The 24322-nt window shown below is 40.7% G+C and carries 18 protein-coding genes; 11 read left to right on the top strand and 7 right to left on the bottom strand.

Going from position 1 to position 24322, the window contains the following annotated elements:
* Window positions 1–11 precede the first annotated feature (11 nt).
* Window positions 12–2498 carry a fimbria/pilus outer membrane usher protein gene (locus tag M998_RS01920; protein ID WP_068907265.1) on the top strand — a complete coding sequence of 829 codons (2487 nt, stop codon included), beginning with the start codon at window positions 12–14 and terminating at the stop codon, window positions 2496–2498.
* An 11-nt stretch (window positions 2499–2509) separates the two neighbouring features.
* Window positions 2510–3526 (top strand): fimbrial protein, encoded by a 1017-nt coding sequence (locus tag M998_RS01915; RefSeq protein ID WP_068907263.1) that lies wholly within the window; start codon window positions 2510–2512, stop codon window positions 3524–3526.
* 88 nt (window positions 3527–3614) lie between these two features.
* Here the strand turns inward: M998_RS01915 and pyk are convergent, their stop codons facing one another.
* Together pyk and M998_RS01905 are read right to left on the bottom strand one after the other, a co-directional pair.
* Window positions 3615–5057, bottom strand: coding sequence for a pyruvate kinase (gene pyk, locus M998_RS01910; protein ID WP_068443546.1), 1443 nt, complete (start codon window positions 5055–5057; stop codon window positions 3615–3617).
* Window positions 5058–5256: 199 nt separating this feature from the next.
* The gene (locus M998_RS01905; RefSeq protein ID WP_068443550.1) at window positions 5257–6102 is read right to left on the bottom strand and encodes a MurR/RpiR family transcriptional regulator; all 846 of its coding nucleotides are present in this window, start codon (window positions 6100–6102) and stop codon (window positions 5257–5259) included.
* A gap of 592 nt (window positions 6103–6694) precedes the next feature.
* On the opposite strand from M998_RS01905, the gene zwf reads away from it, so the two are divergent.
* Window positions 6695–8170, top strand: a complete 1476-nt coding sequence (gene zwf / locus M998_RS01900; protein ID WP_068443553.1) for a glucose-6-phosphate dehydrogenase — start codon at window positions 6695–6697, stop codon at window positions 8168–8170.
* A gap of 90 nt (window positions 8171–8260) precedes the next feature.
* On the opposite strand, the gene pdxK is transcribed toward zwf, so the two are convergent.
* Entirely contained in the window at window positions 8261–9109 is an 849-nt protein-coding gene (gene pdxK / locus M998_RS01895) for a pyridoxine/pyridoxal/pyridoxamine kinase (protein WP_068907261.1), read from the bottom strand.
* A 647-nt stretch (window positions 9110–9756) separates the two neighbouring features.
* Here pdxK and mdtJ point away from each other — a divergent pair.
* On the top strand, window positions 9757–10185 hold the full coding sequence (gene mdtJ / locus M998_RS01890; protein ID WP_068907260.1) for a multidrug/spermidine efflux SMR transporter subunit MdtJ: 429 nt from the start codon (window positions 9757–9759) through the stop codon (window positions 10183–10185).
* A 2-nt stretch (window positions 10186–10187) separates the two neighbouring features.
* On the top strand, window positions 10188–10520 hold the full coding sequence (gene mdtI, locus M998_RS01885; RefSeq protein WP_068443561.1) for a multidrug/spermidine efflux SMR transporter subunit MdtI: 333 nt from the start codon (window positions 10188–10190) through the stop codon (window positions 10518–10520).
* 295 nt (window positions 10521–10815) lie between these two features.
* On the opposite strand, the gene M998_RS01880 is transcribed toward mdtI, so the two are convergent.
* Window positions 10816–11163: a RidA family protein gene (locus M998_RS01880; RefSeq protein WP_068443564.1), complete on the bottom strand. Its 348-nt coding sequence runs from the start codon at window positions 11161–11163 to the stop codon at window positions 10816–10818.
* A 152-nt stretch (window positions 11164–11315) separates the two neighbouring features.
* Between M998_RS01880 and yoaA the strand changes: the two genes are divergently transcribed.
* The 4 genes from yoaA to dbpA all read left to right on the top strand — a co-directional run bounded on the left by yoaA (window position 11316) and on the right by dbpA (window position 16632).
* Window positions 11316–13244: a DNA repair helicase YoaA gene (yoaA, locus tag M998_RS01875; protein WP_068446479.1), complete on the top strand. Its 1929-nt coding sequence runs from the start codon at window positions 11316–11318 to the stop codon at window positions 13242–13244.
* A 126-nt stretch (window positions 13245–13370) separates the two neighbouring features.
* On the top strand, window positions 13371–14069 hold the full coding sequence (tsaB, locus tag M998_RS01870) for a tRNA (adenosine(37)-N6)-threonylcarbamoyltransferase complex dimerization subunit type 1 TsaB (RefSeq protein ID WP_068907258.1): 699 nt from the start codon (window positions 13371–13373) through the stop codon (window positions 14067–14069).
* A gap of 410 nt (window positions 14070–14479) precedes the next feature.
* Window positions 14480–15076 carry a Slp family lipoprotein gene (locus M998_RS01865; protein WP_068443570.1) on the top strand — a complete coding sequence of 199 codons (597 nt, stop codon included), beginning with the start codon at window positions 14480–14482 and terminating at the stop codon, window positions 15074–15076.
* A 182-nt stretch (window positions 15077–15258) separates the two neighbouring features.
* Window positions 15259–16632 (top strand): ATP-dependent RNA helicase DbpA, encoded by a 1374-nt coding sequence (dbpA, locus tag M998_RS01860; RefSeq protein WP_068907257.1) that lies wholly within the window; start codon window positions 15259–15261, stop codon window positions 16630–16632.
* Window positions 16633–16705: 73 nt separating this feature from the next.
* Here the strand turns inward: dbpA and M998_RS01855 are convergent, their stop codons facing one another.
* The 3 genes from M998_RS01855 to M998_RS01845 are packed head-to-tail and all read right to left on the bottom strand — an operon-like array spanning window position 16706 to window position 20594.
* Window positions 16706–17578: a dimethyl sulfoxide reductase anchor subunit family protein gene (locus M998_RS01855; RefSeq protein WP_068907255.1), complete on the bottom strand. Its 873-nt coding sequence runs from the start codon at window positions 17576–17578 to the stop codon at window positions 16706–16708.
* A 2-nt stretch (window positions 17579–17580) separates the two neighbouring features.
* Entirely contained in the window at window positions 17581–18204 is a 624-nt protein-coding gene (locus tag M998_RS01850; protein WP_068907253.1) for a DMSO/selenate family reductase complex B subunit, read from the bottom strand.
* Window positions 18201–20594, bottom strand: coding sequence for a DMSO/selenate family reductase complex A subunit (locus M998_RS01845; RefSeq protein WP_068907252.1), 2394 nt, complete (start codon window positions 20592–20594; stop codon window positions 18201–18203). Before M998_RS01845 ends, M998_RS01850 begins: the two co-directional genes overlap by 4 nt.
* Window positions 20595–21155: 561 nt before the next feature.
* Here M998_RS01845 and fadD point away from each other — a divergent pair.
* Window positions 21156–22844, top strand: coding sequence for a long-chain-fatty-acid--CoA ligase FadD (gene fadD / locus M998_RS01840; protein WP_068907250.1), 1689 nt, complete (start codon window positions 21156–21158; stop codon window positions 22842–22844).
* A gap of 132 nt (window positions 22845–22976) precedes the next feature.
* The gene (gene rnd, locus M998_RS01835) at window positions 22977–24098 is read left to right on the top strand and encodes a ribonuclease D (RefSeq protein WP_068907369.1); all 1122 of its coding nucleotides are present in this window, start codon (window positions 22977–22979) and stop codon (window positions 24096–24098) included.
* The last annotated feature ends 224 nt before the right edge of the window (window positions 24099–24322 follow it).

The following is a 24322-nucleotide window of genomic DNA, read 5'->3' as shown; positions in this document are numbered from 1 at the left end:
GAGTATAAAAAATGTCAGTGTCTTGCTTTAAAAATAACCGAATATATTCAAAGACCTTCATTGCGGTTTGCGTTGTATTGTATACAAATAGCGCAAACTCTGATGATGTATTTGATATTAATGCAATTAATACAGGAATAGAAAGTCAAGTTGCTGATGTTAATAGCTTGGATTATCTTTCCCATTCAGGAGGACAACTTCCTGGAGTTTATTATGTTGATGTTTATATAAATAATAAAAAAGTGGATAACCAAAGTATTTCATTTAGTTTTAATAAGCAAACTAAAAAGCTTGTTCCAGAAATTACAAAAAAAATGCTATTAGACTGGGGCGTAAAAAACGCCGCAACGGCAGATTTTAGCGAAAAATCAAATGATGATGTAATTGATGATATTGGATCGTTGATTGTAGGGGCAAAATATCATTATGATTTCTCATTTAATCGTTTAGAAATCAGCATTCCACAAATAGGCTTAGAAAATTATAGCCGTGGTTATGTTGAACCGAGTGAATGGGATGACGGTATTAATGCGGCATTTGTTAATTATACTCTAAGACATAATAAATATTGGTATAAAGATAGAGATGATAATGACAATACTTTCGTTGGCTTAAGAAGTGGTCTTAATTTTGACGCGTGGCGTTTACGTAACCATAGCACTTATAGTCGAGTTACGGGAGAAACGCATTGGAATAACTTACAAACGTATTTAGAACGTGATATTCGGTCATTAAAAAGTCACCTAACATTAGGCGAAACTTCATCTGATAATGGGGTTATGGAAAGTAACCCTTATCGTGGAATTAAATTAGCCTCCGATGAGAGTATGTTACCTCAGAGCCAGCGGGGTTTTGCGCCTGTTGTGACGGGGATCGCCCAGACAAATGCAGTCGTTACGATTAGGCAAAATGGTAGCATAATTTATCAAACAACGGTTCCGCCTGGGGAATTTGCGATTAACGATCTTTATCCAACCTCTTATAGCGGCAATTTGGATGTTACGATCGAAGAGTCTAATGGGACAACGCGCTCTTTTGTACAACCTTTTTCTGCAGTCCCGATGATGCAACGTGCTGGTTCACTAAAATACAGTTTAGATGTTGGTAAATATAACGTTGAAAGTGCTCGTCGGAAGCCTAATTTTGCACAAGCATCGGCAATTTATGGTCTACCTTATAATTTGTCTATTTACGGTGGTTTTTTAGTTTCAAAAGATTATCAAGCCTATACCGTTGGAACGGGGATTAACTTAGGGAATATTGGCGCGATTTCGACCGATGTAACACAAGCCTCAACCGAATTAATTGATAAAAAAAAGGAAGATGGGCAGTCCTATCGTATTCAATATTCAAAATATTTACCGGGGACGGGGACTTCATTCTCATTAGCATCATACCGTTATTCAACAGAAGGTTATTATGATTTTTCTGCATCAAACGATAATTGGTATGACATGGGCAGAAAAAAACAACAATTCCAAGCATCGGTATCGCAATCTCTTAATGATATTGGCTATTTGTCGGTTAATGGTTATCAACAATATTATTGGGATAAGAGCGGGGCTGATAAGAATTTAACCTTAAGTTTTAGCTCCCACTATAAGGCGATGAATTACAGCATTTCGTATTCATATACCAAACAAGAGCAAGAAAGAACCAATGATGAAATGTTGTCTTTGAATTTGAGTATTCCATTTGATTTAGGGCAAAAAAATAACTGGGTAAATTATAGCTATAACACTAGCCGAAATGGTGACTCTATCAGCTCAATGAGCCTCAATGGTACCCGATTAGATGATAATAACTTGCAGTATGATATTACCCAAAGGTACAACCATAGCCGTAAAGAGTACAGTAATTCTGTTAGCGCCAATTATATAGCTTCATCAGGGGAATATAATGCGGGCTATAATTATGACCCTCGTTATCACTCTGTAAATATTGGTGCAACGGGTGCTTTATTATTACATTCGGAAGGCGTTACGGCTGCGAGGTCTATTTATGACTCTGCAGTATTAGTCAAAGCTGAAAATATTGATAATTTAAAAGTTAATAATGCTCAGTCGCTGTATACCGATTCTTCTGGTTATGCAGTTATTCCGACGGTAACACGTTATGAGCGAAATAAAGTCAGTGTAGATACAGCCACCCTGACAGGAAATAATGATGTTACGTTGAGTACAACAACGGTTGTTCCCACTCAAGGAGCTATTGTCTTGGCTGATTTTCAGGCTAAACGAGGTGCTCGGTTATTACTAAAACTTCTTCATGGCGATAAACCCATTGCTTTTGGTTCTCAGGTTTCTGTATTCGTGAATGAAAAACTCGCAACGAGTGGAATTGTAGCAAATGATGGTGAAGTTTATTTAAGTGGTGTTCCTGAACAAAGCGTTATTACAGTTAAATGGGGCTTAAGAGATGAACAGCAATGCCAGCTACCATTAATGCTTTCGCTGGAAACGGATAAAATTCAATTTATTGAACGAACGTGCGAATAATAGGAACTGTCATGAACAAAATATTTTTTATTAGCTGTGTATCGACACTTTTATATTCGCAGCCGACTTTAGCTGAATATCGAGCTGAATTTACAACTAAAACGGTTTCGGTTCCAGCAACTATCTATGTACCAAGAACGGCACCATTAAATACGCTTTTATATACGGCTGATTTAGGAACATTCACACCATGGGTTTGGTGGAATGTAACCGGAACGACTGAAGTGGGGATTTATTTGCCTCAGATGTCAGGTAATGAAATAAAGATCCCTGGCGGAGGGTTTGTAAAAGAAATTAATAGCTCAGGGGTCGGTTTTGCTTTATATGGTTCGGTGAATACCCCTTGCTCTGCAAGTGCCTATGCCGATGGTGTGAACACAAAGGATGGGAATATTAGTAATCGACTTATTTGTAGTTCAAATCAAAGCTCAGCTCATTATTCGGTGACACTAAAAGCAGCATTTTATAAAATTGGAAACAATGTTAAAACGCAGACATTACCTAGTACTAGAGCAGCGATGCTAATTTTATATAATAATGGGTTCATCACATCAGATAGTTACGGGAATATTGAGCCTAATGTTTGGATGGGGCCTATAAATGTTGTATCAAGTGGCTGTGATGTCAAAAATAAAACCATTAATGTCCCTTTTGGCAAAGTAAACAAATCTACTTTTGCTGGGGTTGGTTCAACCAGCCCTGATAGCAAACAAAATTTTAATATTGAATTAGATTGCGACCCAATATCACCGATTAAAATTACGTTTGTTGGCACTGCGGACGCGAGTCAAACGCCAGGAACAATTGCATTAAATAACCCTGATGATGTTAATAGCGCGAGTGGGTATGGTATTCAAGTAAAATATAACAACCAGCCTATTAAGTTGAACCAGTTAATACCAATTGTGCAATCAAATAATTCGGGTCAGTATAGTATTCCACTCGAAGCCGCCTATATTCAAACCGCATCAGGGACAAAGGCAGGCAAGGCAAATGGCACTTTACAATTTAATATGCAGTACCATTAATTTTTGCCGTAATTCTATTTAGAGAGAAGATAGAAAAGGGAGCCATAATCGGCTCCCTTTATTATCACGTAAATAAAGTGATTATAGGTTATTCAACTTCAAGAATACGGCAGGTATTCGTGCTACCTACGGTGCCCATTAAGTCACCTTGAGTGACGAGCACGATGTCGCCGCTCATTAAATACCCATTATCGCGTAAGCGCGTTACGGCTTCATTTGCAGCGGCAATACCATCGGTATGTGTACTACAAAATACAGGGGTAACACCACGATAAAGTGAGCATTGGTTTAAGGTTTTTTCATGACGGGACATGGCGAAGATGGGTAGACCAGAACTAATACGTGACATCATACGCGCTGTACGACCAGATTCTGTCATTGCAATGATAGCTTTCACCCCTTTTAGGTGATTAGCGGCATACATTGTTGACATCGCAATCGCTTCTTCCGGACTTGTAAATTCAGCATCTAAACGGTGCTTAGAGACATTAAGGCCTGGCATTTTTTCTGCACCAAAGCAAACTTGAGCCATGGCAGCAACGGTTTCAGCGGGGTATTGTCCCGCAGCCGTTTCGGCAGAGAGCATAACGGCATCGGTACCATCCAGTACGGCGTTTGCTACGTCCATCACTTCAGCACGCGTTGGCATTGGGTTTGTGATCATCGACTCCATCATTTGAGTCGCAGTGATCACTACACGGTTTAGCTGACGTGAGCGGCGGATAAGCTTTTTCTGTACAGCAACTAATTCTGGATCGCCAATTTCAACACCTAAGTCACCACGAGCAACCATGACAACATCTGATGCCATAATCACTTCGTCCATCACTTCGTCGCTAGCAACGGCTTCTGCACGCTCAACTTTTGCGACAATTTGGCATTCACAGCCAGCATCACGAGCCAAGCGACGAGCGTAATCAAGATCTTCACCTGAACGCGGGAAAGAGACCGCTAAGTAATCAACACCAATTTTTGCTGCAGTTTTAATGTCTTCTTTATCTTTTTCGGTCAACGCTTCAGCAGAAAGACCACCGCCTAATTTGTTAATGCCTTTATTATTCGATAGCTGACCACCGACCGTAACTTCGGTAAATACTTGAAGACCTTTCACTTCACGGACTTTTAATTGAACTCGGCCGTCATCAAGTAGCAAAATATCACCTGGCACGACATCAGCAGGTAAGCCTTTATAGTCGATACCCACTTTTTGTTGGTCGCCTTCACCTTTGCCTAATGTGGCATCTAAAGTGAATTTGTCACCAATATTCAGGAAAACTTTACCGTCTTTAAAGGTTGAAACACGAATTTTTGGACCTTGTAAATCACCGAGAACGGCAACATGGCGTCCTAAACGAGCGGCAATTTCACGCACTTTATTAGCGCGGGCAATATGGTCTTCTGGCGTTCCGTGGGAGAAATTAAGGCGGACAACGTTAGCGCCAGCATTGATAATTTTCTCAAGGTTATTATCGCGATCAGTAGCTGGACCTAGGGTTGTAACAATTTTAGTTCTTCTAAGCCGTCTAGACATGTATTACTCCATTGACCTGTAATGGTGTTGATAAAAGGATGAAACCGTTTCATCCCATTTCGAAACCTGTTTACTGCAAATAGGGGTGCTGACACGAGCACAGCTATTATATACTGCTAATTTCTTAATGCTATCAGGTCTGTAAAAGTATTAAAGGCCGGATAAGTAAAGAAAGTGGCTTTGCGATGAAAATTTTCTGTCAGGTATTATCAAACCGCGAATCGCGTAATGCTTCTTTGACGCGTTTCAAGTTATCTCTAAATTTTTCGCCTCTTCGTAAAGTAAATCCAGTTGTTAGCACATCAATGACGGCTAATTGTGCTAGGCGAGACACCATTGGCATATACATATCCGTATCTTCAGGTACATCGATAATAATAGATAGACTCGCTTCTTGTGATAGGGGCGAGTTTTCTGAAGTGATGGCAATGACGGAGGCATCATTTTCTCGAGCAAGGCGAGCCATATCCACCAATGCTTTGGTCCGGCCTGTATGCGAAATCAATACGATAACATCCCCATCACTACTATTGATGCAGCTCATGCGTTGCATGACAATATCATCGAAATAAATGACAGGAATATTAAAACGAAAGAATTTATTCATTGCATCATGAGCCACCGCAGCAGAGGCTCCAAAGCCAAAAAAACTTATTTTTCGTGCTTGGGTGAGTAAATCGACGGCACGGTTGATGGCGCTAATATCGAGGGTATGTTTTACATTATCTAAGCCTGCCATTGCAGATTCGAAAATTTTATGGGTATAAGTATTAACCGTATCGGTTTCTTCCACATGACGATTCACATAAGGCGTACCATTTGCCAAATTTTGTGCTAGGCGCAGCTTAAAATCAGGAAACCCTTTTGTGTCCATTTTACGGCAGAAACGATTGACTGTGGGCTCACTGACTTCCGCTAATTGTGCCAATGTTGCAATGCTGAGATGGATAGCGCGTTGTGGCATCCCTAAAATGACTTCGGCCACTTTTTTTTCCGATTTACTTAAGAAATCGAGACTGGTTTTCATTTGTTCTAATATATTCATATAACGAAAGTGCCTATTTCATCGAAAGGAGAAATTTTTCTGCCATCACGATATCCTGTCATTAATGTATTGATTATTCGTTATGGGGCAGTAACTGAATTCAAAATATACTATGTGTGCGTTGTAACTTACCTAAATGTCGGTGGGAAATAGCTATTTTTTTATGAAAGTTTGACCCGTATCTAACTTTCATGACGGTAAGCAGATAACCTATTTTGTGGTTTTATTACAAATGCTGGCTCCATTCAGTCTATACTCAACAATAAGAATTGAATGATTTGAAATATAAACAGGCGAAATAACTGATGACCTGTTGTTTTTTTCAGCATAAAAACTGTGATCAGCATCATCAACATTTACTGAGCACTTGCAAAAAGGTACATTAGCGGAACAAAAGGTTACTTTTTAACAAAATTATAATAAGAGCCTATCCCATTAGGCTACTTTAATACGCTATATTGACTAACTAACAGCTCGAAACCTTGTTTTGCACTAAGGTGCACGGTTTCTTTCTATTACTAATATCTAATTTAGCTATCATATTCAGCCTAATGGGATAGGCTCTAAGTTCCGCAAATTGAGGAGAACCAATATGGCGGTAAACAATGCTGCTCAAGCTTGTGACTTGATTATTTTCGGCACCAAGGGAGACCTTGCTCGTCGTAAATTGCTTCCTTCTTTATACCAATTAGAAAAAGCAGGCTATATCCACCCTGATACACGCATTATTGGTGTGGGTCGAGCGCAGTGGAGCCAGAGCGATTATGTTGAATTCGTTAAAAATGCACTCAATGAATTTTTAAAAGAGCAACTCGACTCAACCCTTTGGGAAAAATTAAGCGCACGCTTGGATTTCTGTAACTTAGATGTCAATGAAACTGAAAACTTTGTTCGTCTTGGTGAAATGCTGAAACAGGATTGCCATCCTGCGATTCACTATTTTGCAATGCCGCCAAATACTTTCGGTGCAGTTTGTCATGGGCTTGGTCATGCAAAACTAAATAAAAAGCCAAACCGTGTCGTCATGGAAAAACCGCTCGGAACGGATTTAGCCTCTTCTCAAGAAATTAATAATGAAGTGGCTAAATACTTCGATGAAAGCCAAGTTTACCGTATTGACCACTATCTCGGTAAAGAAACAGTGTTAAATCTATTAGCATTACGTTTTGCTAATTCCCTGTTTATTAATAACTGGGACAACCGTACGATTGATCATGTACAAATCACGGTTGCAGAAGAAGTGGGGATTGAAGGGCGTTGGGGCTATTTCGACCAAGCTGGCCAAATGCGCGATATGATACAAAACCACTTATTACAAATTTTGACCATGATTGCCATGTCACCGCCTGCGGATTTGACCACTGACCGTATTCGTGATGAAAAGGTAAAAGTACTACGCTCACTGCGTCGCATTGATCATACTAACGTGCGTGAAAAGGCGGTTCGTGGCCAGTACACAGCTGGTTTTGTACAGGGTAAAAAAGTACCGGGCTATCTTGAGGAAGAAGGGGCTAACAAGCAGAGCATGACAGAATCTTTTGTTGCTTTGCGAGTTGATATTGATGACTGGCGCTGGGCAGGTGTTCCATTCTACCTGCGTACAGGGAAACGCCTGCCAGCAAAATGCTCTGAAGTCGTCGTCTATTTTAAAAAGCCTGCTTTGAATATTTTCTCTGAAAGTTATCAGGATTTGCCGCAAAATAAATTAACCATCCGCTTGCAGCCTGATGAAGGAATTGACATCGAGATTATGAATAAAGCACCGGGGCTTGATCATAAGCACCGCTTGCAAACCACTAAACTCGACTTAAGTTTCTCTGAAACGTTTAATCAAACTCATCTTGCCGATGCCTACGAGCGTTTGTTACTTGAGGCGATGCGCGGTATTCAAGCACTGTTTGTGCGTCGTGATGAAGTCGAAGAAGCATGGAAATTCGTCGACTCTATTATGGAAGCATGGGCGATGGATAACGATGCACCAAAACCGTATCAAGCCGGTACATGGGGGCCAATTGCTTCTGTTGCCATGATTGCCAGAGATGGCCGAGCTTGGAATGAGTTTGAGTAATTTATTGCAGTGCACTAGCATTTAATTGCACAAGCATATAACGCAATATATACCCCAATGTAGAATGATAACATTGGGGTATTTTTTTATTTAGATGACTAACTCGCTGCGTCCCGTTGCCGCCATATGAATAATCCCTTGCTCGATGCGTAAGCAAGCCATTTTAGCTGCATCAGGCACAGATAAACCCGCAAGGAGTTGAGCGGTTAATTCTGCACCAAATAAATCGCCAGTTCCTTTTGGGGTGACGGGATAACGTTTGTGGCGAATAACAGCTACATCATGATGAGTGACGCAAACCACTTCAATGCTGTCATCATCAGGCTGAAATGCACTGGTAATAATGACCCACTGAGTATTGCCTTTTAACAATGATCGCGCCGCGTTTACCGCATCCTCTAAGTTCTCAATTTCCTGACCGCTTAATGTGGTTAATTCAAACCGATTAGGGATAATACCCGTCGCTAACGGTAAAACTTCATCACGATAAACCGCCGCAATCTCAGGTGGAATATAAAACCCGCTATCTTCATCCCCCATGACAGGGTCAACAATGACAGGAATGTTTGGGTGTAATTGGCGCACAGAAGAGAGCCAATTAGCTAAATCTTGCGCTTTTTCTTTCGATCCTAAATAACCCGTTAAAATGGCTTTAACCGAATTTAAACTGCCGCGTTCCACAAAACCTTTTAAGTAACCACGAAACCATTCGCCTGGGAGTTCGCCACCATAACAAGTTGAATAATGTGGGGTATTACTTAATACAACGGTGGGAACGGCGGCGACACGCAAACCTTGTTTTGTTAAAGCGGGAACGGCAATACTATTGCCCACGCTGCCATAGACCACTTGTGATTGAATTGACACAACATCATAGAGAAGGGGAGTGGCATCGGCAGCATTTTGAAAACTGTTAGAGGTAAGGTTAAATGTATCCATTGATCTCTCTTACTTACAGGCGTTACAGAGGTATTACACTATAAGAATCTTGTTGGCGAAGGTTGTCAATGTTAATCAATAGATTCGCGATCTCGTCGGCTTTTAAAGAATAAAAAAGGGGAAATATATTTTTTTTCGCACAATTATTCGAGGAAAAAATGTATCTATACTGGTTGGTTATTCGAGGCATACCTGAATGCTAAAGGGTTAGTTAGCATATTAATGAATAATTATGCAATATTCCGTTCAATATAAAAGATGTTTGTATTCATTGACTTAATGAAAAATGCATGATAAAAGTAACGTGTAATCAATAATTCACATGAGGGTTCGGAGTAAATTGGGTGGATGTCCATCTGATGAAATGAATAAGATATCATGCTTAGCTCAACTAGCGGCAAGATCAGCAAGTCCCAAAAAAGAACGACACACAAGCTTTTCCTTTCAGCTATCCTGTCCAGTGAACACTACTGGTGCGGTGCATTATAGCGTCTCTCTCTGATATTCATTCCGCTGAATAAAATCAGCAACCCGTTGTTATCAATTGAATATATTAACAACTGTGCGGTTAGCAAACTCACTTAATTGTCAGTTTTGTCTGTATAAAAAACAGCCTAATGTACAGTTGTGCTTTGAGGAACTATATAATGATTTATTGGATATTTTTAGCATTAGCTATTGTTACCGAGGTTATTGGTACATTATCAATGAAGCATGCCAGTGTCAGCGGTGATTTCACCGGTATGGCAGTGATGTATGTGATGATTGCAACATCCTATGTACTATTAGCGATTGCTGTAAAAAAAGTTGCACTTGGCGTTGCTTATGCTTTGTGGGAAGGAATTGGTATTTTATTTATCACCACTTTTAGCGTGATGTGGTTCGGTGAGTCGTTATCACCGATGAAAATCGGTGGATTAGTGCTATTAATCACCGGTATTGGTCTGATTAAATCAGGTACCAAAAAAGCGACAGTTCGTCAGTCTGCTCAAAAAGTAAAACAAGTCGCAGAGCATGCAGTCAACGTTGCAAAATCAGGCGCTTTAGCACGTAGTGAAGCTAAATCGGAGGCGTAATCATGACCAGTCAATTTGAATGGTGGCACGCTGCGTTTTTAGTTTTAGCGGTTGTATTAGAAATTTTAGCGAACATTTTTTTAAAAATGTCGAATGGATTCAAACGCTATTGGTTAGGTATCCTCTCGTTAGTCGCAGTGTTAGGTGCATTTAGTGCATTGGCACAAGCTGTAAAAGGCATCGAATTATCAATTGCTTATGCATTATGGGGAGCCTTCGGTATCATCGCAACAGTCGCCGCAGGTTGGATTTTATTCAACCAACGTCTCAATTATAAAGGTTGGGGAGGCATTGTTCTGCTGTTAGCGGGGATGGTACTTATTAAGATGTCTTAATCCGTCATATTAGCCCGTTATATTTCAAGTTATGGCGTTGTTGGCTGCACTCATTCGCCCTAGTCACATACTTGTGTATGTTCCTAGGGTCTCATTTGCTTGCCGCCTAGCTATAAGCCCGTTATATTTCAAGTTATGGCGTTGTTGGCTGCGCTCATTCGCCCTAGTCACATACTTGTGTATGTTTCTAGGGTCTCATTTGCTTGCCGCCTAGCCATAACTTGAACTATTTAGGGCTAGAATGTAAGGGCTGGAAGTTAAGTGCTAAAATTTGAATGACAGTTTGATTATAAAGCTATTTAACTGCTGCAACGATTTTGATTTCAACTTTATATTCGGGCTTCATCAATGTGGCTTCGACCGTACAGCGCACGGGTGCACTTCCTGCGACAACCCATGCATCCCATGCTTGGTTCATACCCGCAAAATCCGCTTTATCAGCAAGAAAAATAGTGGCATCTAAGATTTTACTCTTATCAGAACCAACACGTTCTAGCATGATATCAATGGCAGCTAAAGTATTTGTCGTTTGTGCGATAATATCGGCATCTAAATTTTCTGGGACGCTGGTGTAGTAAATAACATCGTTGTGAATAACGGCTTCAGACCAACGGTTATCAGGGTCAATACGTTTAATAGTCATGATTATTCCTTATAATTAATGCAGAGTAAGAATATCAGTTTGTCGAGTTGATGAATATAGCTTCTCGAAATGAAGCGTAATTAGCGCAGCAGCTATAGCGAACTCATGGTAAAGTGAGCGACTTCTTTATTGTTAAATTAACAGGTTCTGTGGTGCACGACGATTTTTCATCTGATGGCTTTCTGGCTAGAACAATTCCCGGTTTCCAACCTCGTGCTGCGCAGGTTACCATGTCCAATGCCGTCACTGAGTCAATCGATGAGCAAAACGTATTGGTAGCTGAAGCAGGAACAGGTACGGGTAAAACCTATGCTTACCTTGTTCCAGCATTGCGTTCGGGGAAAAAAATCATTGTCTCGACGGGGTCGAAAGCGCTGCAAGATCAACTATATCATCGTGACCTTCCTACCATTATAGAGGCAATGAATTACACTGGGCGCACGGCTTTATTGAAAGGGCGTTCAAATTACCTGTGTCTTGAACGGCTCGATCAACAATCTCTTGGCGGGGGAAGTCTCGAACCTGAAATTCTCTCCGCAGTGGTACGATTACGAAGTTGGTCGATGGAGTCTGAGCTTGGGGACATTAGTACTTGCCATGATATTGCAGAAGACAGCACAGTATGGCCCATGGTAACCAGTACCAATGACAATTGCTTGGGCAGTGATTGCCCTAGATATAAAGAATGTTTCGTTTTAAAGGCGCGTCGAAAAGCATTAGAAGCAGATATCGTGGTGGTTAATCACCATTTATTTATGGCGGACAGAGTGGTTAAAGATACCGGATTTGGTGAATTGATCCCACAAGCTGATGTCATGATTTTCGATGAAGCTCATCAAATACCGGATATTGCGAGCCAATACTTTGGGCAGCAACTGAGTAGCAGGCAACTACTTGATCTCGCTCGTGATATGATAATTACCTATCGGACTGAATTAAAAGACCAAGTTCAATTACAAAAAAGTGCCGATAGGCTAACGCAGAGTACCCTTGATTTTAGGATCAACTTAGGTGAAAACAGTTTTCGCGGTAATCTGCGTGATCTATTCAAACTTCCCGTCGTCCAGCGTGCTTTGACCCTATTGGATGATGCACTAGAGCTTTGCTATGAAGTGATCAAAACCTCGCTTGGGCGCTCGCAATCATTAGATTCTATTTTTGAACGGGTGACGATTTATCGCAACCGACTTAATCGATTGAAGGATGTCACTCTCCCCGGTTATAGCTATTGGTTTGAAAGTTATGGGCGTCATTTTTTATTAGCACTGACCCCATTAACAGTCGCAGATAAATTCAGTGAAATGATCGCGAATACGCCAGCGAGCTGGATATTCACCTCTGCCACACTGTCGGTAAACGAAAAATTGAGCCACTTTACGGATAGGCTTGGTTTGGTATCAGCCAAAACATTGTTACTCGCCAGCCCGTTTGATTATGAAAGCCAAACACTGTTGTGTGTGCCACGATTCGCTCCGGAACCCAACCAACGAGGTAGTGCTCAGAAATTGGCTGCCATGCTGAGACCATTGATTGAAAAAAATCGGGGTCGTTGCTTCTTTTTATGTACGTCTCATCTGATGATGCGTGAATTAGCGGAAGAATTTAAAGCGACATTAACGCTTCCGGTATTAATGCAGGGGGAGATGAGCAAAAATAAACTTCTTGCACAGTTTATTTCTGCGGGAAATGCGGTGTTAGTAGCCACAAGCAGTTTTTGGGAAGGGGTTGATGTTAGGGGAGATCGCTTGAGCTGTGTGATTATAGATAAACTCCCCTTTACTGCACCCGATGATCCATTATTACGAGCAAGAATTGAAGATTGTGAACTACGAGGTGGAGACCCGTTTGTTGATGTGCAATTACCCGATGCGGTGATCACATTAAAACAAGGGGTTGGGCGGTTAATTCGTGATACCAGTGATTATGGTGTTATTGTCATTTGTGACAATCGACTGGTAACGCGGCCTTATGGTGAAGTGTTTTTGACTAGTTTGCCACCCTCTCCTCGAACGAGGAGTTTAACAAAAGCAATCGAATTCCTTGAAGCAAAAAGATCAGCAGCGGCGAGTGAGGAAAGCTAAGTCTCAGTACTTTAGTTTTTCTGCAATTACACGATGAGTCTATGATACTATAACCGTCATTTTTCAGGTCACTGCATTAGATGCGGTAACAAAAAATCATTAATTTTAATTTGCCGGAGTTAAGGCATGTCGAGTCGTATTCTTGCTGTTGATACAGCAACAGAAGCATGTTCAGTCGCACTTTTGTGTGATGGTGAAATTATTTCGCGTTTTGCCATTTCGCCTCGGGAGCATACTCAAAAAGTATTGCCGATGGTTGAAGAGGTACTGGCAGAAGCCGGAATGAAATTAAATCAATTAGATGCCCTTGCATTTGGTCGAGGGCCGGGCAGTTTTACCGGTGTTCGGATTGGTGTGGGGATTTCCCAAGGGTTAGCGTTAGGTGCAAACTTGCCAATGATAGGTGTTTCGTCACTGATGGCTTTGGCACAAGGCGCATTTCGTATAGTCGGACAAGCTAACGTACTCGTCGCTATTGATGCACGCATGTCAGAAATTTATTGTGCACAATATCAACGTAATGAACAGGGTTTTTGGTTGGGAGAAGAAACCGAAGCCGTCCTTATTCCCGATGATTTTAAAGCGAAATTTTCAAGCTTAAGGGGTCAATGGGGTTGTGCAGGTACGGGTTGGGAAGCATATCCTCAATTATTAGCTGAACAATCATTCATTACAGATAGTCAGGTTACATTACCCGATGCACAAGACATGCTACCTATTGCGTTACAACTTTGGCAAGCAGGTAAAGTCATCGCTGTTGAAGAGGTGGAACCGACATATTTGCGCAATGAAGTGACGTGGAAAAAGCTTCCGGGTCGCGAGTAGTCTTTTACGTTCAATGCTGGGCAGGGTTGTTGTTTTAATCAATAGCGACTCTGCCAAAATAAAAATATTTATACCAGCAGAATTCATTTATCTTTTAATCCATAAAGTTTATTAATTGTTTTTTGATGTATTTGATTTTATATTTTACATATAAATCAATTGTTTATAAATAAAATTCAGTTAAAACCACGTCTGCATATTTTTAGTTCAGATGATTATGATAATAAAGTACACTTTACGATATTCATTCAAAGAAGTTAATTGTAACATACTAAACAATTAATCTATTTATTACTTTATAACTTGATTTAATTAATAGAGAGTTTATTTAACATATAATGTTATGGTTTTTTAATTTCGTGTTATTATTTTAATTAACTAATTATAATATGGCTAATCGGAGGTGGTAAATGAAAATTCAATTAAACTACCGCTCTGCGCTTAAAGGCATTTTAGTTGTAGGCGCATTAGCACTAACGGGTTGTGTATCGATACCTGCATCAATTCAGGGCACGGTAAAGAACCCTACAGATAATTTAACCTCAGTTCAAAATGCGCCTGAAATGTATATTGGTCAGGAAGCGCGTTTTGGTGGGAAAGTGTTATCCGTTTATAATGAGCCGACAAAAACACGACTGGAGATTTCAGTCATGACGCTCAATAAATACGATGCTTCACCTGAATTAAATTCAGCATCAATAGGGCGCATTTACGCCTATTTGAATGGCTTCTTAGAACCTAATGATTTTACTAATCGCTATGTTACGGTAGTCGGTAAGATCACTGGTGAGCAGCAAGGTAAAGTAGGGCAAGTTCCTTATAAATATGTCACTGTTGATGTGACGGGATACCAACGCTGGAATATTGCGCAAAGTGTCCTATTGCCTCCTGCGGGGCCTTGGGGATACGGATACTACGGCGACCCGTACTATTATAACCATCCTTGGGGCTGGGGATATGGGTACCCGGGTGGCCCAGCACCTGTTCAAACTTACCTAACTGAATAACCGATTTTAATTTTATTTTCTTGAAGAGCCCCTCGTTTTTAGCGTGGGGCTCTTTTTTTGATATCTCATCATTTTTATTGGGAACACAATTGATACTGAAATGAAAGTTCCTCACGACATGGCATGGAAGTGATAGTATCATTGGCAGCCATAGATCTTTTATTTTATTCGGAATTTTTATTGTGACCTCATTTGCTGAACTGAACGCACTTCCTGCGGAACAACTTTCTAATCTTAATGAGCTTGGTTACTTAACCATGACGCCTATTCAGGCGGCGGCGTTACCAGCGATCCTCGCAGGGAAAGACGTTCGCGCTCAAGCAAAAACAGGCAGCGGTAAAACCGCCGCATTTGGCCTCGGTTTATTGCAACGTATTGATGCTAAACAATTCAATACGCAATCACTTGTTTTATGTCCAACCCGAGAACTTGCTGATCAGGTGGCGAGTGAATTACGCCGTCTTGCTCGTTATATTCCAAATATTAAAATATTAACCCTTTGTGGCGGTGTGCCATTTAGCATCCAGCGTGACTCTCTTGTTCATGCGGCACATATTATTGTGGCGACACCGGGTCGTTTGCTTGATCACTTAAAAAAAGAAACGGTCAGCCTTGATGCGCTGCAAACATTTGTACTAGATGAAGCAGATCGCATGCTTGATATGGGGTTTCTTGAGGCCATAGAGGATGTTATTGCTTGCGCGCCGAAACAGCGTCAAACCCTTTTATTTTCGGCGACTTGGCCGGAGGCAATTGCGTCAATTAGCAAACGCATCCAGCAGGAACCACTGGCGATTGAAATCAATTCAGTTGATGAGTTGCCTGCGGTAGAGCAACAATTTTATGAAATTTCCCGTCATGGTAAAATTGATTTATTACAAAAATTGCTGAGCCGTGAACAGCCAGCATCTTGTGTTGTATTTTGTAATACCAAAAAAGATTGCCAAGACGTATTTGATGCCTTAACTGAAAGTAATCAAAGTGTTCTGGCATTACACGGCGATATGGAACAGCGCGATCGTGACCAAACATTAGTACGCTTTGCTAATGGAAGCAGCCGAGTTCTGGTAGCAACCGATGTTGCTTCCCGTGGGCTTGATATCAAAGCACTAGAAATGGTCATTAACTACGAGCTTTCATGGGATCCAGAAGTTCACGTTCACCGTATTGGTCGTACTGCTCGTGCGGGGGAAAGTGGGTTAGCAATTAGTCTGTGTGCGCCAGAAGAAGCACAGCGTGCTAATGCCTTAGAAGAAATGCTTAATATGAAGCTGAACTGGCAGCCAGTGCCTAGTGGATTAAAAATTATCCCATTAGAAGCTGAGATGGCAACGCTTTGTATTGATGGTGGCAAGAAAACAAAGATGCGCCCAGGGGATATCTTAGGTGCGCTAACCGGTGATGTTGGGTTGGATGGCGCAGATATTGGCAAAATTGTTATTCATCCAATGCATGCTTATGTTGCAGTGCGAAGAAGTGTCGCAAATCAAGCTTGGAAAAAATTGCAGCAAGGTAAAATTAAAGGGAAGAACGTCAAAGCTAGGTTATTCAAATAAATTAGTTTTTTCTTTTTACCTATAAACGCCTAAATAAAAGTCCTCTACTGAGGACTTTTATTATTTTACTTTGTCATTTAACCATAAAATAGGCGAAACGATTTAGAACTTCGCCAAGAAAAATGATGCCACACGCTAGCGTGATTAAGGGCAATCCAGAAGTAAACGGTGCTGGGCGTTTTTTCCAAATACTGAATCCCAAAAGCAAAATACCGATAATTCCCCAAGACCATGCGGAAATTCTTAATAAAAAGGTTTCTGCGTAAGCATCAGCTGGTGAATGAGGGAAGGTAATCGCATTTGTTGTAATGACTGTATTAGATAGCCACTCAAGATAAAATGGTTGTATTGCCATGCGCACTGCTATCGCAATGAACACAATCGCTAATGTACTGACCACCATTTTATTTGCCAGCTCAGAGCTGATTAAGTTCTTAACTCGACCTGCGACTAATCTCAGTGTTAGTGCTGAACCTGCGGCAAAAACTGCACCAAAAAACATAAAATAAGTATTTGCATGCATCCATGTCATCATCGACGTATTAAAATAGAGCGATGCCATACAATACACATCAACTAATCCAAGCACCCCAATTAATGCAAGTATACTGCGGTTCATTTTACCTTTGATGAATACGATTAAAGTATAAAGGCATAAAGCACCCAGATAAACTGCAGCAAATACGATTTCACGGCTTAGCCAAGAGGATGAAAAGTGGCGTAGGGCATGGAACGCATTCCATGGGTATCCCATATGTGTCGTTGATGCCAACAAGCCAAGACAACCTAAAATAGCTGCAACCAGTAAAATGGGTTTCATTGCTTGGCTTGCACGCTGATTGCCAATTTCTTTTTCTACCCAACAAAAATAAAGAGCAGTTAAAATAACGATGCCTACAGAGCTTTGTACTAATAGGGTAAAGGTGACTAACGGCCATTCACTCATAATCAATTATCTCCTTTCACTATTGCACCCAAGTGGGGTTTAACGACTAGATTTGGACGCGTAATTGAGCAGTCAGGTAAACCTTGTACTTGGCTTAAATGTCCATATTTTTCACGTAGCGCTTTGATTGTGCCAAATTTAATGGCATTGAGTGGGCAGGTATCAACACAAATAGGGTTTTGGCCTTGAGTAAGTAAATCAATACAGAAATCACATTTGGACATTTGTCCTGTTTGCTCATTCATTTGTGGTGCGCCATAAGGGCATGACCAAGAGCAATAACCGCAACCGACACACTTACTGGTATCAACACGAACAATACCGTCACCGGCGCGTTTATGCATTGCTGTGGTTGGGCAGTTTTTTACACAAATAGGATCATCGCAGTGGTTACATGAAATCGTCAATGTGTATGAAAAAACATTATTTTCATATCCACCTTGGCCATTAGGAGCGAAACCACCTCCTTGAACTTCATAAATACGACGAAAGCGTCGACCCACTTCGAGATTATTTTTATCTTTACAAGCAACTTGGCAGGCTTTACAACCCGAACAGCGGGATGAATCGATAAAAAAGCCTAGTTGTTCATCACTCACAGCGGCATATTCTTTAAAGTCACTCATGCTTTGGTTACCTCAACTAAAACAGTTAGATGTGAATTACCATGAGCAAGAGGTGTCATGCGTGTTGAAGTGAGTACATTTGGGCAACCTCCATGGTCAACACCCTCTTTATCAGGGTTCCACCACGCACCCGATTGCATACCAACCACACCAGGAATAATGCGTTTAGTGACTAATGCTGGAATTTGCGAAATACCTCTATCGTTATGAATTCGAACCATATCGCCTGTTTTTATTTTTCGTTGCTGTGCATCAATGGGATTGATCCACAGTTCTTGCTGCTGTACTTCCTGTAAAACCGGATTGGAATATTGCGTGGAGTTAGCACGATTTTTGCCTTTCCATGTCAACATTTGCAACGGATAGGTCGCTGTGAGTTGGTCTTCTGGCCCTTCAATAGCCGCAACATAGTGTGATAGCGCAGGAATGTCAGGGTTATTCATGTCATACAAGCGTTTTGAGAAAATTTCAATTTTTCCTGATGGCGTTGGGAACGGGTTATTTTCAAAATCACGAATATTTTCTTCAAAAGCAATAAAATCGGTATCTTTGAATAAATAACGTCGTGTTTTTTGTAATTGATCAAAGGTTGGGAAGTCAGCTCTATCTGGGAATCTTGCCTTATTCATGCCAACAAGATATTCAATCCATTGTTTTTCTGAACGGCCTTCAGTGAAAGCATCTCTAACGCCCATTTTTTCTGCGACATCGGTTATCCAATCGTAGTCGGAACGACGTTCAAAATCAGGTTCAATCACTTTTTCAGATAAAATAAAGTAACTGCCGGTTCCCCATGTGTCACCAATATTCCATCGCTCCATAAAACTGGTTTCGGGTAAAACTAAATCTGCATATTTTGCTGAAGGAGAAAGATATAAATCACTGGAAACAATAAACTCGACTTTAGACTCATCGGCAAGTAATTTTGCCGCTGCGTTAACGTCAGGATTTTGATTAACCAGATAATTTCCGGCTAATGAAAAGATCATCTTGATATTACTATCGAGTTGTTCGACACCAAGTAGGCCATCTTCTGGGCGAACTTGGCTTGCATCTTCAGCGGCTTGCATCCAATTCATAATCGATATTTGTGCTTTTATCGGATTTTCACCAATATCAGGGCCATACATGGATTGACGATTGCCAATGCCACCATAGCCTGCTGCCCAAGCTCCACGTTTACCAACATTACCCGTAATTGCAGCGAGTAAAGTTGTACCGCGAGCGCTACGTTCACCACAAATATGTCGTTGAGGCCCCCAACCTTGGATCAATGCTGCGGGTTTGGTCATTGCATATTCACGTGCTAATTGACGGATCGTGTTTGCAGGAACTTTGGTTATTTTTTCTGCCCATTCCGGGGTTTTTGCAATACCGTCTTTTTTTCCCATTAAATAAGCGACTAAGGACTCATTTTCAGGTACACCTTCCGGCATATGTTGTTCATCAAAACCCACCACATACTTATCAATAAAGGGTTTATCATGAAGGTTTTCACTAACAATGACATACATCATCGAATCTAATAAAGCATTGTCAGTGGTTGGCAATAAAGGCACCCATTGATCAGCTAAAGATTGCGCAGTATCTGAATAGCGTGGGTCAACAACAATAAATTTTGTGCCATTATTCTTCATTTTTTGAAAATAATGATTAGTGTGGCCAAACACAGTTTCATTGGGATTATGCCCCCAAAGGATCACTAACGGCGTGTTTTCAAGGGTATCAAGAGAACTGCCGGTTTTTGCAATACCGTAAGTATAGGGGGTCACTTTAACGGTATTCCCTAAGCTGACCGAATGGTAGTAAGGCAGGTAGCCACCGGTCAGATTGAACAGCTTTTTCATCATGGTATCGCCGGAAAATATCCCGCCAGTTACCGCAGTATTCACTGTTAGGAAACGACTTGCGGCTCCATGTTTTTCGGTTAAACGTGTAATATTATCAGCAATCAGCGTGGTGGCTTCATCCCAAGTAATGCGCTCAAATTTGCCTTCTCCACGCTTTCCAATACGCTTCATTGGGTATTTTAATCGTTCCGCATCATAAACAAATTTACGGTAGCCACGGCCACGTACACAAGCACGCATAATGGGCATTGCTTCATCGAGTTCATTATCTGGTCGTGTTGTAATCCGCGTAACGACCCCATCTTTGACATGAGCTCGAATATCGCATTTCCCACCACAGTCGAATGTGCTGCAAGTGGTAACTACTTGGGAGCCATCATCTAACACATTGGTGATTGGAATTTGGGTGGTTTGTGATTGAGCATTGCTCGAAATAAACGGCAAACTGACCAGTGCCACACTAGCTTGCACAAAATGTCGGCGGCTAAGTGGCAGCCCTTCATTGTCATGCAATGCTTCATTTATTGTATTGGTAGACATAATTTTCTCATTTAACTCGCTTGATTAGGGGGGATCATAGAAAGAGAAGCGGTCGTTTATATTGACTAACATCAATGGGGAATGAGTGGTACCCGTTTGTTTCAAAATTGAAAGTAAGAACGATAACCGTTACCACTTTATCGCGCCAAACCTGCGCTAGTTAGCATTTTGTTATATCAAAAATGAAATATTGATTACCACAGTTATTATATGGTAATTAAAAGTTTAAATAATGATGAATATTTAGATATGTTTTTATGTTTATAGTGATAGACATCGGCTTCCTTTGAGCCTAACCCGTAATTGCTGCTGAAATCCTCCAAAATCCATATAGATAAGTGTATAATTAGCCAATATTGTTCAGATTAACCTCTGGCTAACCACACTTAAGATAAACAAGGCGATAGGGTTCGTCTTGTTTTGTCTCGAAGGAATGAAATTTATTTAGTGATAGACCTCTCAACCTTGACACAGTCTATTTTTCAAACTGGTACGCTGAGTTAATAATTTGTTAAAAGATAGGTTGAGTATAATATTTTCACTAAATTCAGGAGTTACATTTTGGAAAAAATCTGGCTAAAAAATTATCCAGCTGATGTGCCGGAAGAAATCAATCCTGATCGCTTCGCTTCATTAGCTGAATTATTGGAAAATGCGGTTTCTTTATATGCGGATCAACCCGCGTTCATTAATATGGGTGCGGTGATGACATACCGCAAATTAGAAGAAAGAAGCCGTGCTTTTGCAGCGTACCTACAAAATGGATTAGGCCTTAAGAAAGGCGACCGTGTAGCCTTGATGATGCCAAACTTATTGCAATATCCTATTGCTCTCTTTGGTGTATTGCGTGCAGGAATGGTGGTTGTGAATGTGAACCCGCTTTACACGCCAAGAGAGCTCGAACATCAACTCAATGACAGCGAAGCAACCGCGATCGTCATTGTATCGAATTTTGCTCATACGCTTGAAAAAATTGTTTATAACACCAAGGTTAAACACGTTATTTTAACGCGAATGGGGGATCAACTCTCACGCCCTAAAGCGACAATTGTTGATTTTGTGGTTAAGTACGTGAAGCGCTTAGTCCCTAAATATAACTTACCGGATGCCATTTCATTTCGCCGTGCTATGCATTATGGGTATCGCATGCAATACATTAAACCCAATATTACGGGAAGTGACTTAGCCTTCCTACAGTATACAGGGGGCACGACTGGGGTGGCGAAAGGGGCGATGCTGACTCATCGAAACATGCTAGCAAACCTTGAGCAAGCAAGAGCTGCATATGGTCCAGTATTGAAGTTTGGTGCCGAATATGTTGTTACTGCATTGCCGCTATATCATGTTTTTGCGCTGACAGTTAACTGCTTATTGTTTATTAATGTCGGTGGCGTTAACCTTTTGATAACAAATCCACGGGATGTTCCTGACACGGTGAAGCAGCTATCGCGTTTTCCATTTACATCCATAACTGGCGTCAATACATTATTTAATGCATGGCTTCACAATGAAGAGTTTCGTAAGCTCAATTTCGCCAAACTAAGATTATCGGTGGGTGGGGGAATGCCTGTGCAAAAAGCAGTTGCACAAAAATGGCAAGAGCTAACCGGAAAGCACTTACTTGAAGGGTATGGGCTGACGGAATGTGCACCATTGGTCACCGGAAATCCATATAATCTAACCGAGTATAGTGGTAGTATTGGTTTACCCGTGCCATCAACAGACGTGAAGTTTCTTGATGATGAGGGCAAAGAGGTTGAATTAGGGCAGCCCGGCGAAATGTGGGTTAAAGGCCCTCAAGTTATGAAAGGTTATTGGAACCGACCAGACTCTACAGCAGAAGCAATAGTCGATGGTTGGTTAGCGACGGGTGATATTGCGGAAATTGACGGCGAAGGGTATATCCGTATCGTTGATCGTAAAAAAGATATGATCATCGTTTCCGGTTTTAACGTTTACCCTAATGAAATTGAAGAGGTCGTTTCGGCACATCCCGATGTTATTGAATGCGCGGCTATTGGCGTGCCAAGTGAAAGCACGGGTGAAGCGGTTAAAGTATTTATTGTGACTAAAAATGCCAATTTAGCCTCTGACGATCTAAAAACATTTTGCCGTCGTTCATTAACCGCGTATAAAGTACCTAAATTATTTGAATTTCGTGATGAATTACCAAAATCAAATGTAGGTAAAATTTTACGTAAAGAGCTACGTGAAGAAGAAAAATTACAAAGAGAAAAATCATCAGCTTAATCGTGATTTTTAGTTAATATTAAGTACATAACGCCGGTCTCTACCGGCGTTACTTTAATCTGTAAACCGTTGCGATCTACAACCATGATCCCATCGTGTTTTAATGGAAAATATAAAGAAGAGAAATTTGTTTTGAATTATCGTTTAGTCACTACTGATAGCGAACTCGCAGAAATCTGCCAACAAGCTAGTGAAGCACCTTGGGTGGCATTAGATACTGAGTTTGTTCGTACTAGAACATTTTATCCCCAATTGGGTTTGTTACAACTGTATGATGGGAAACACGTTTCCTTGATTGACCCATTATCAATAACGGATTTTAGCCCTTTTAAAGCATTATTAACCAATAAAGCGCAAATCAAATTTTTGCATGCGGGCAGCGAAGATCTGGAAGTTTTCTTGCATGATTTTGAATGCGTACCAGAGCCAATGATAGACACTCAAATTGTAGCGGCTTTCTTGGGTTATCCAATTTCTTGTGGTTTTGCATCGTTAGTTGCGGAACACCTTGACGTAGAACTTGATAAAAGTGAATCGCGTACCGATTGGCTAGCGCGCCCATTAAGTGAAAAACAATGCGATTATGCCACTGCGGATGTGTTGTATTTATTACCTTTAGCTAAAATTTTAATGCAGAAGGTGACTGATGCTGGTTATTTAGATGATGCGAAAGATGAGTGCAAACGTGTTGTCGCGCGTCGCCAAAAAACGCTAAAACCTGAAAAAGCGTATTTGAATATTCATAATGCTTGGCAATTACGTGATGAACAGCTTGCATGCTTACAATTACTAGCGGCATGGCGTTTAGATCAAGCAAAAGCACGTGATATGGCGATTAACTTTGTGGTTAAAGAAGAACATTTGTGGAAAGTGGCTCGTTTTCTACCGAGTTCTCTAGGTGAACTCGATGGGTTAGGCTTATCGGGTCAAGAGATCCGTTGCCATGGAAAGCGCTTATTAAGTATTGTCGAAGAAGCTAAGCGACTGGATGAAAGCCAATATCCTGATCCTGTTGCGAATATTACCGAGCAAAGCCAATACAAAAGCATCTTTAAAGAAATTAAAGAGGTTGTTAAAAATATCGCAGAAAACGAAAAGTTCAATGCGGAATTATTGGCCTCAAGACGCCAAATAAATCAGCTACTATCCGTCCATTGGGGCATCAAAGAGATGTCTACTCAACCAGAACTTCTTGATGGTTGGCGTGGAAAGTTACTTGCTGAACCCATTTCAAAACTGCTTAAACAAGCATGATTATTTAAAGGCATAAAGTACGCATTTATTTTGTGCCTTTATCTAAATGATTGATTAACTATTACCCCCTCAATTTTTTAATTATCTGTTTTTTAAATCGACGATATAACGTATTTATTAATTTAATAAGACTCTAATGCTGGATATTCTTAATATTAATCTATATAGATGCTATTACAATTAATTTAAATTAAAACTAATAATTGAAAATACTCTTAAAACCG

The organism is Providencia heimbachae ATCC 35613 (assembly GCF_001655055.1).
GTDB classification, from domain to species: domain Bacteria; phylum Pseudomonadota; class Gammaproteobacteria; order Enterobacterales; family Enterobacteriaceae; genus Providencia; species Providencia heimbachae.
This window is presented reverse-complemented; position numbering and strand designations above follow the sequence as displayed.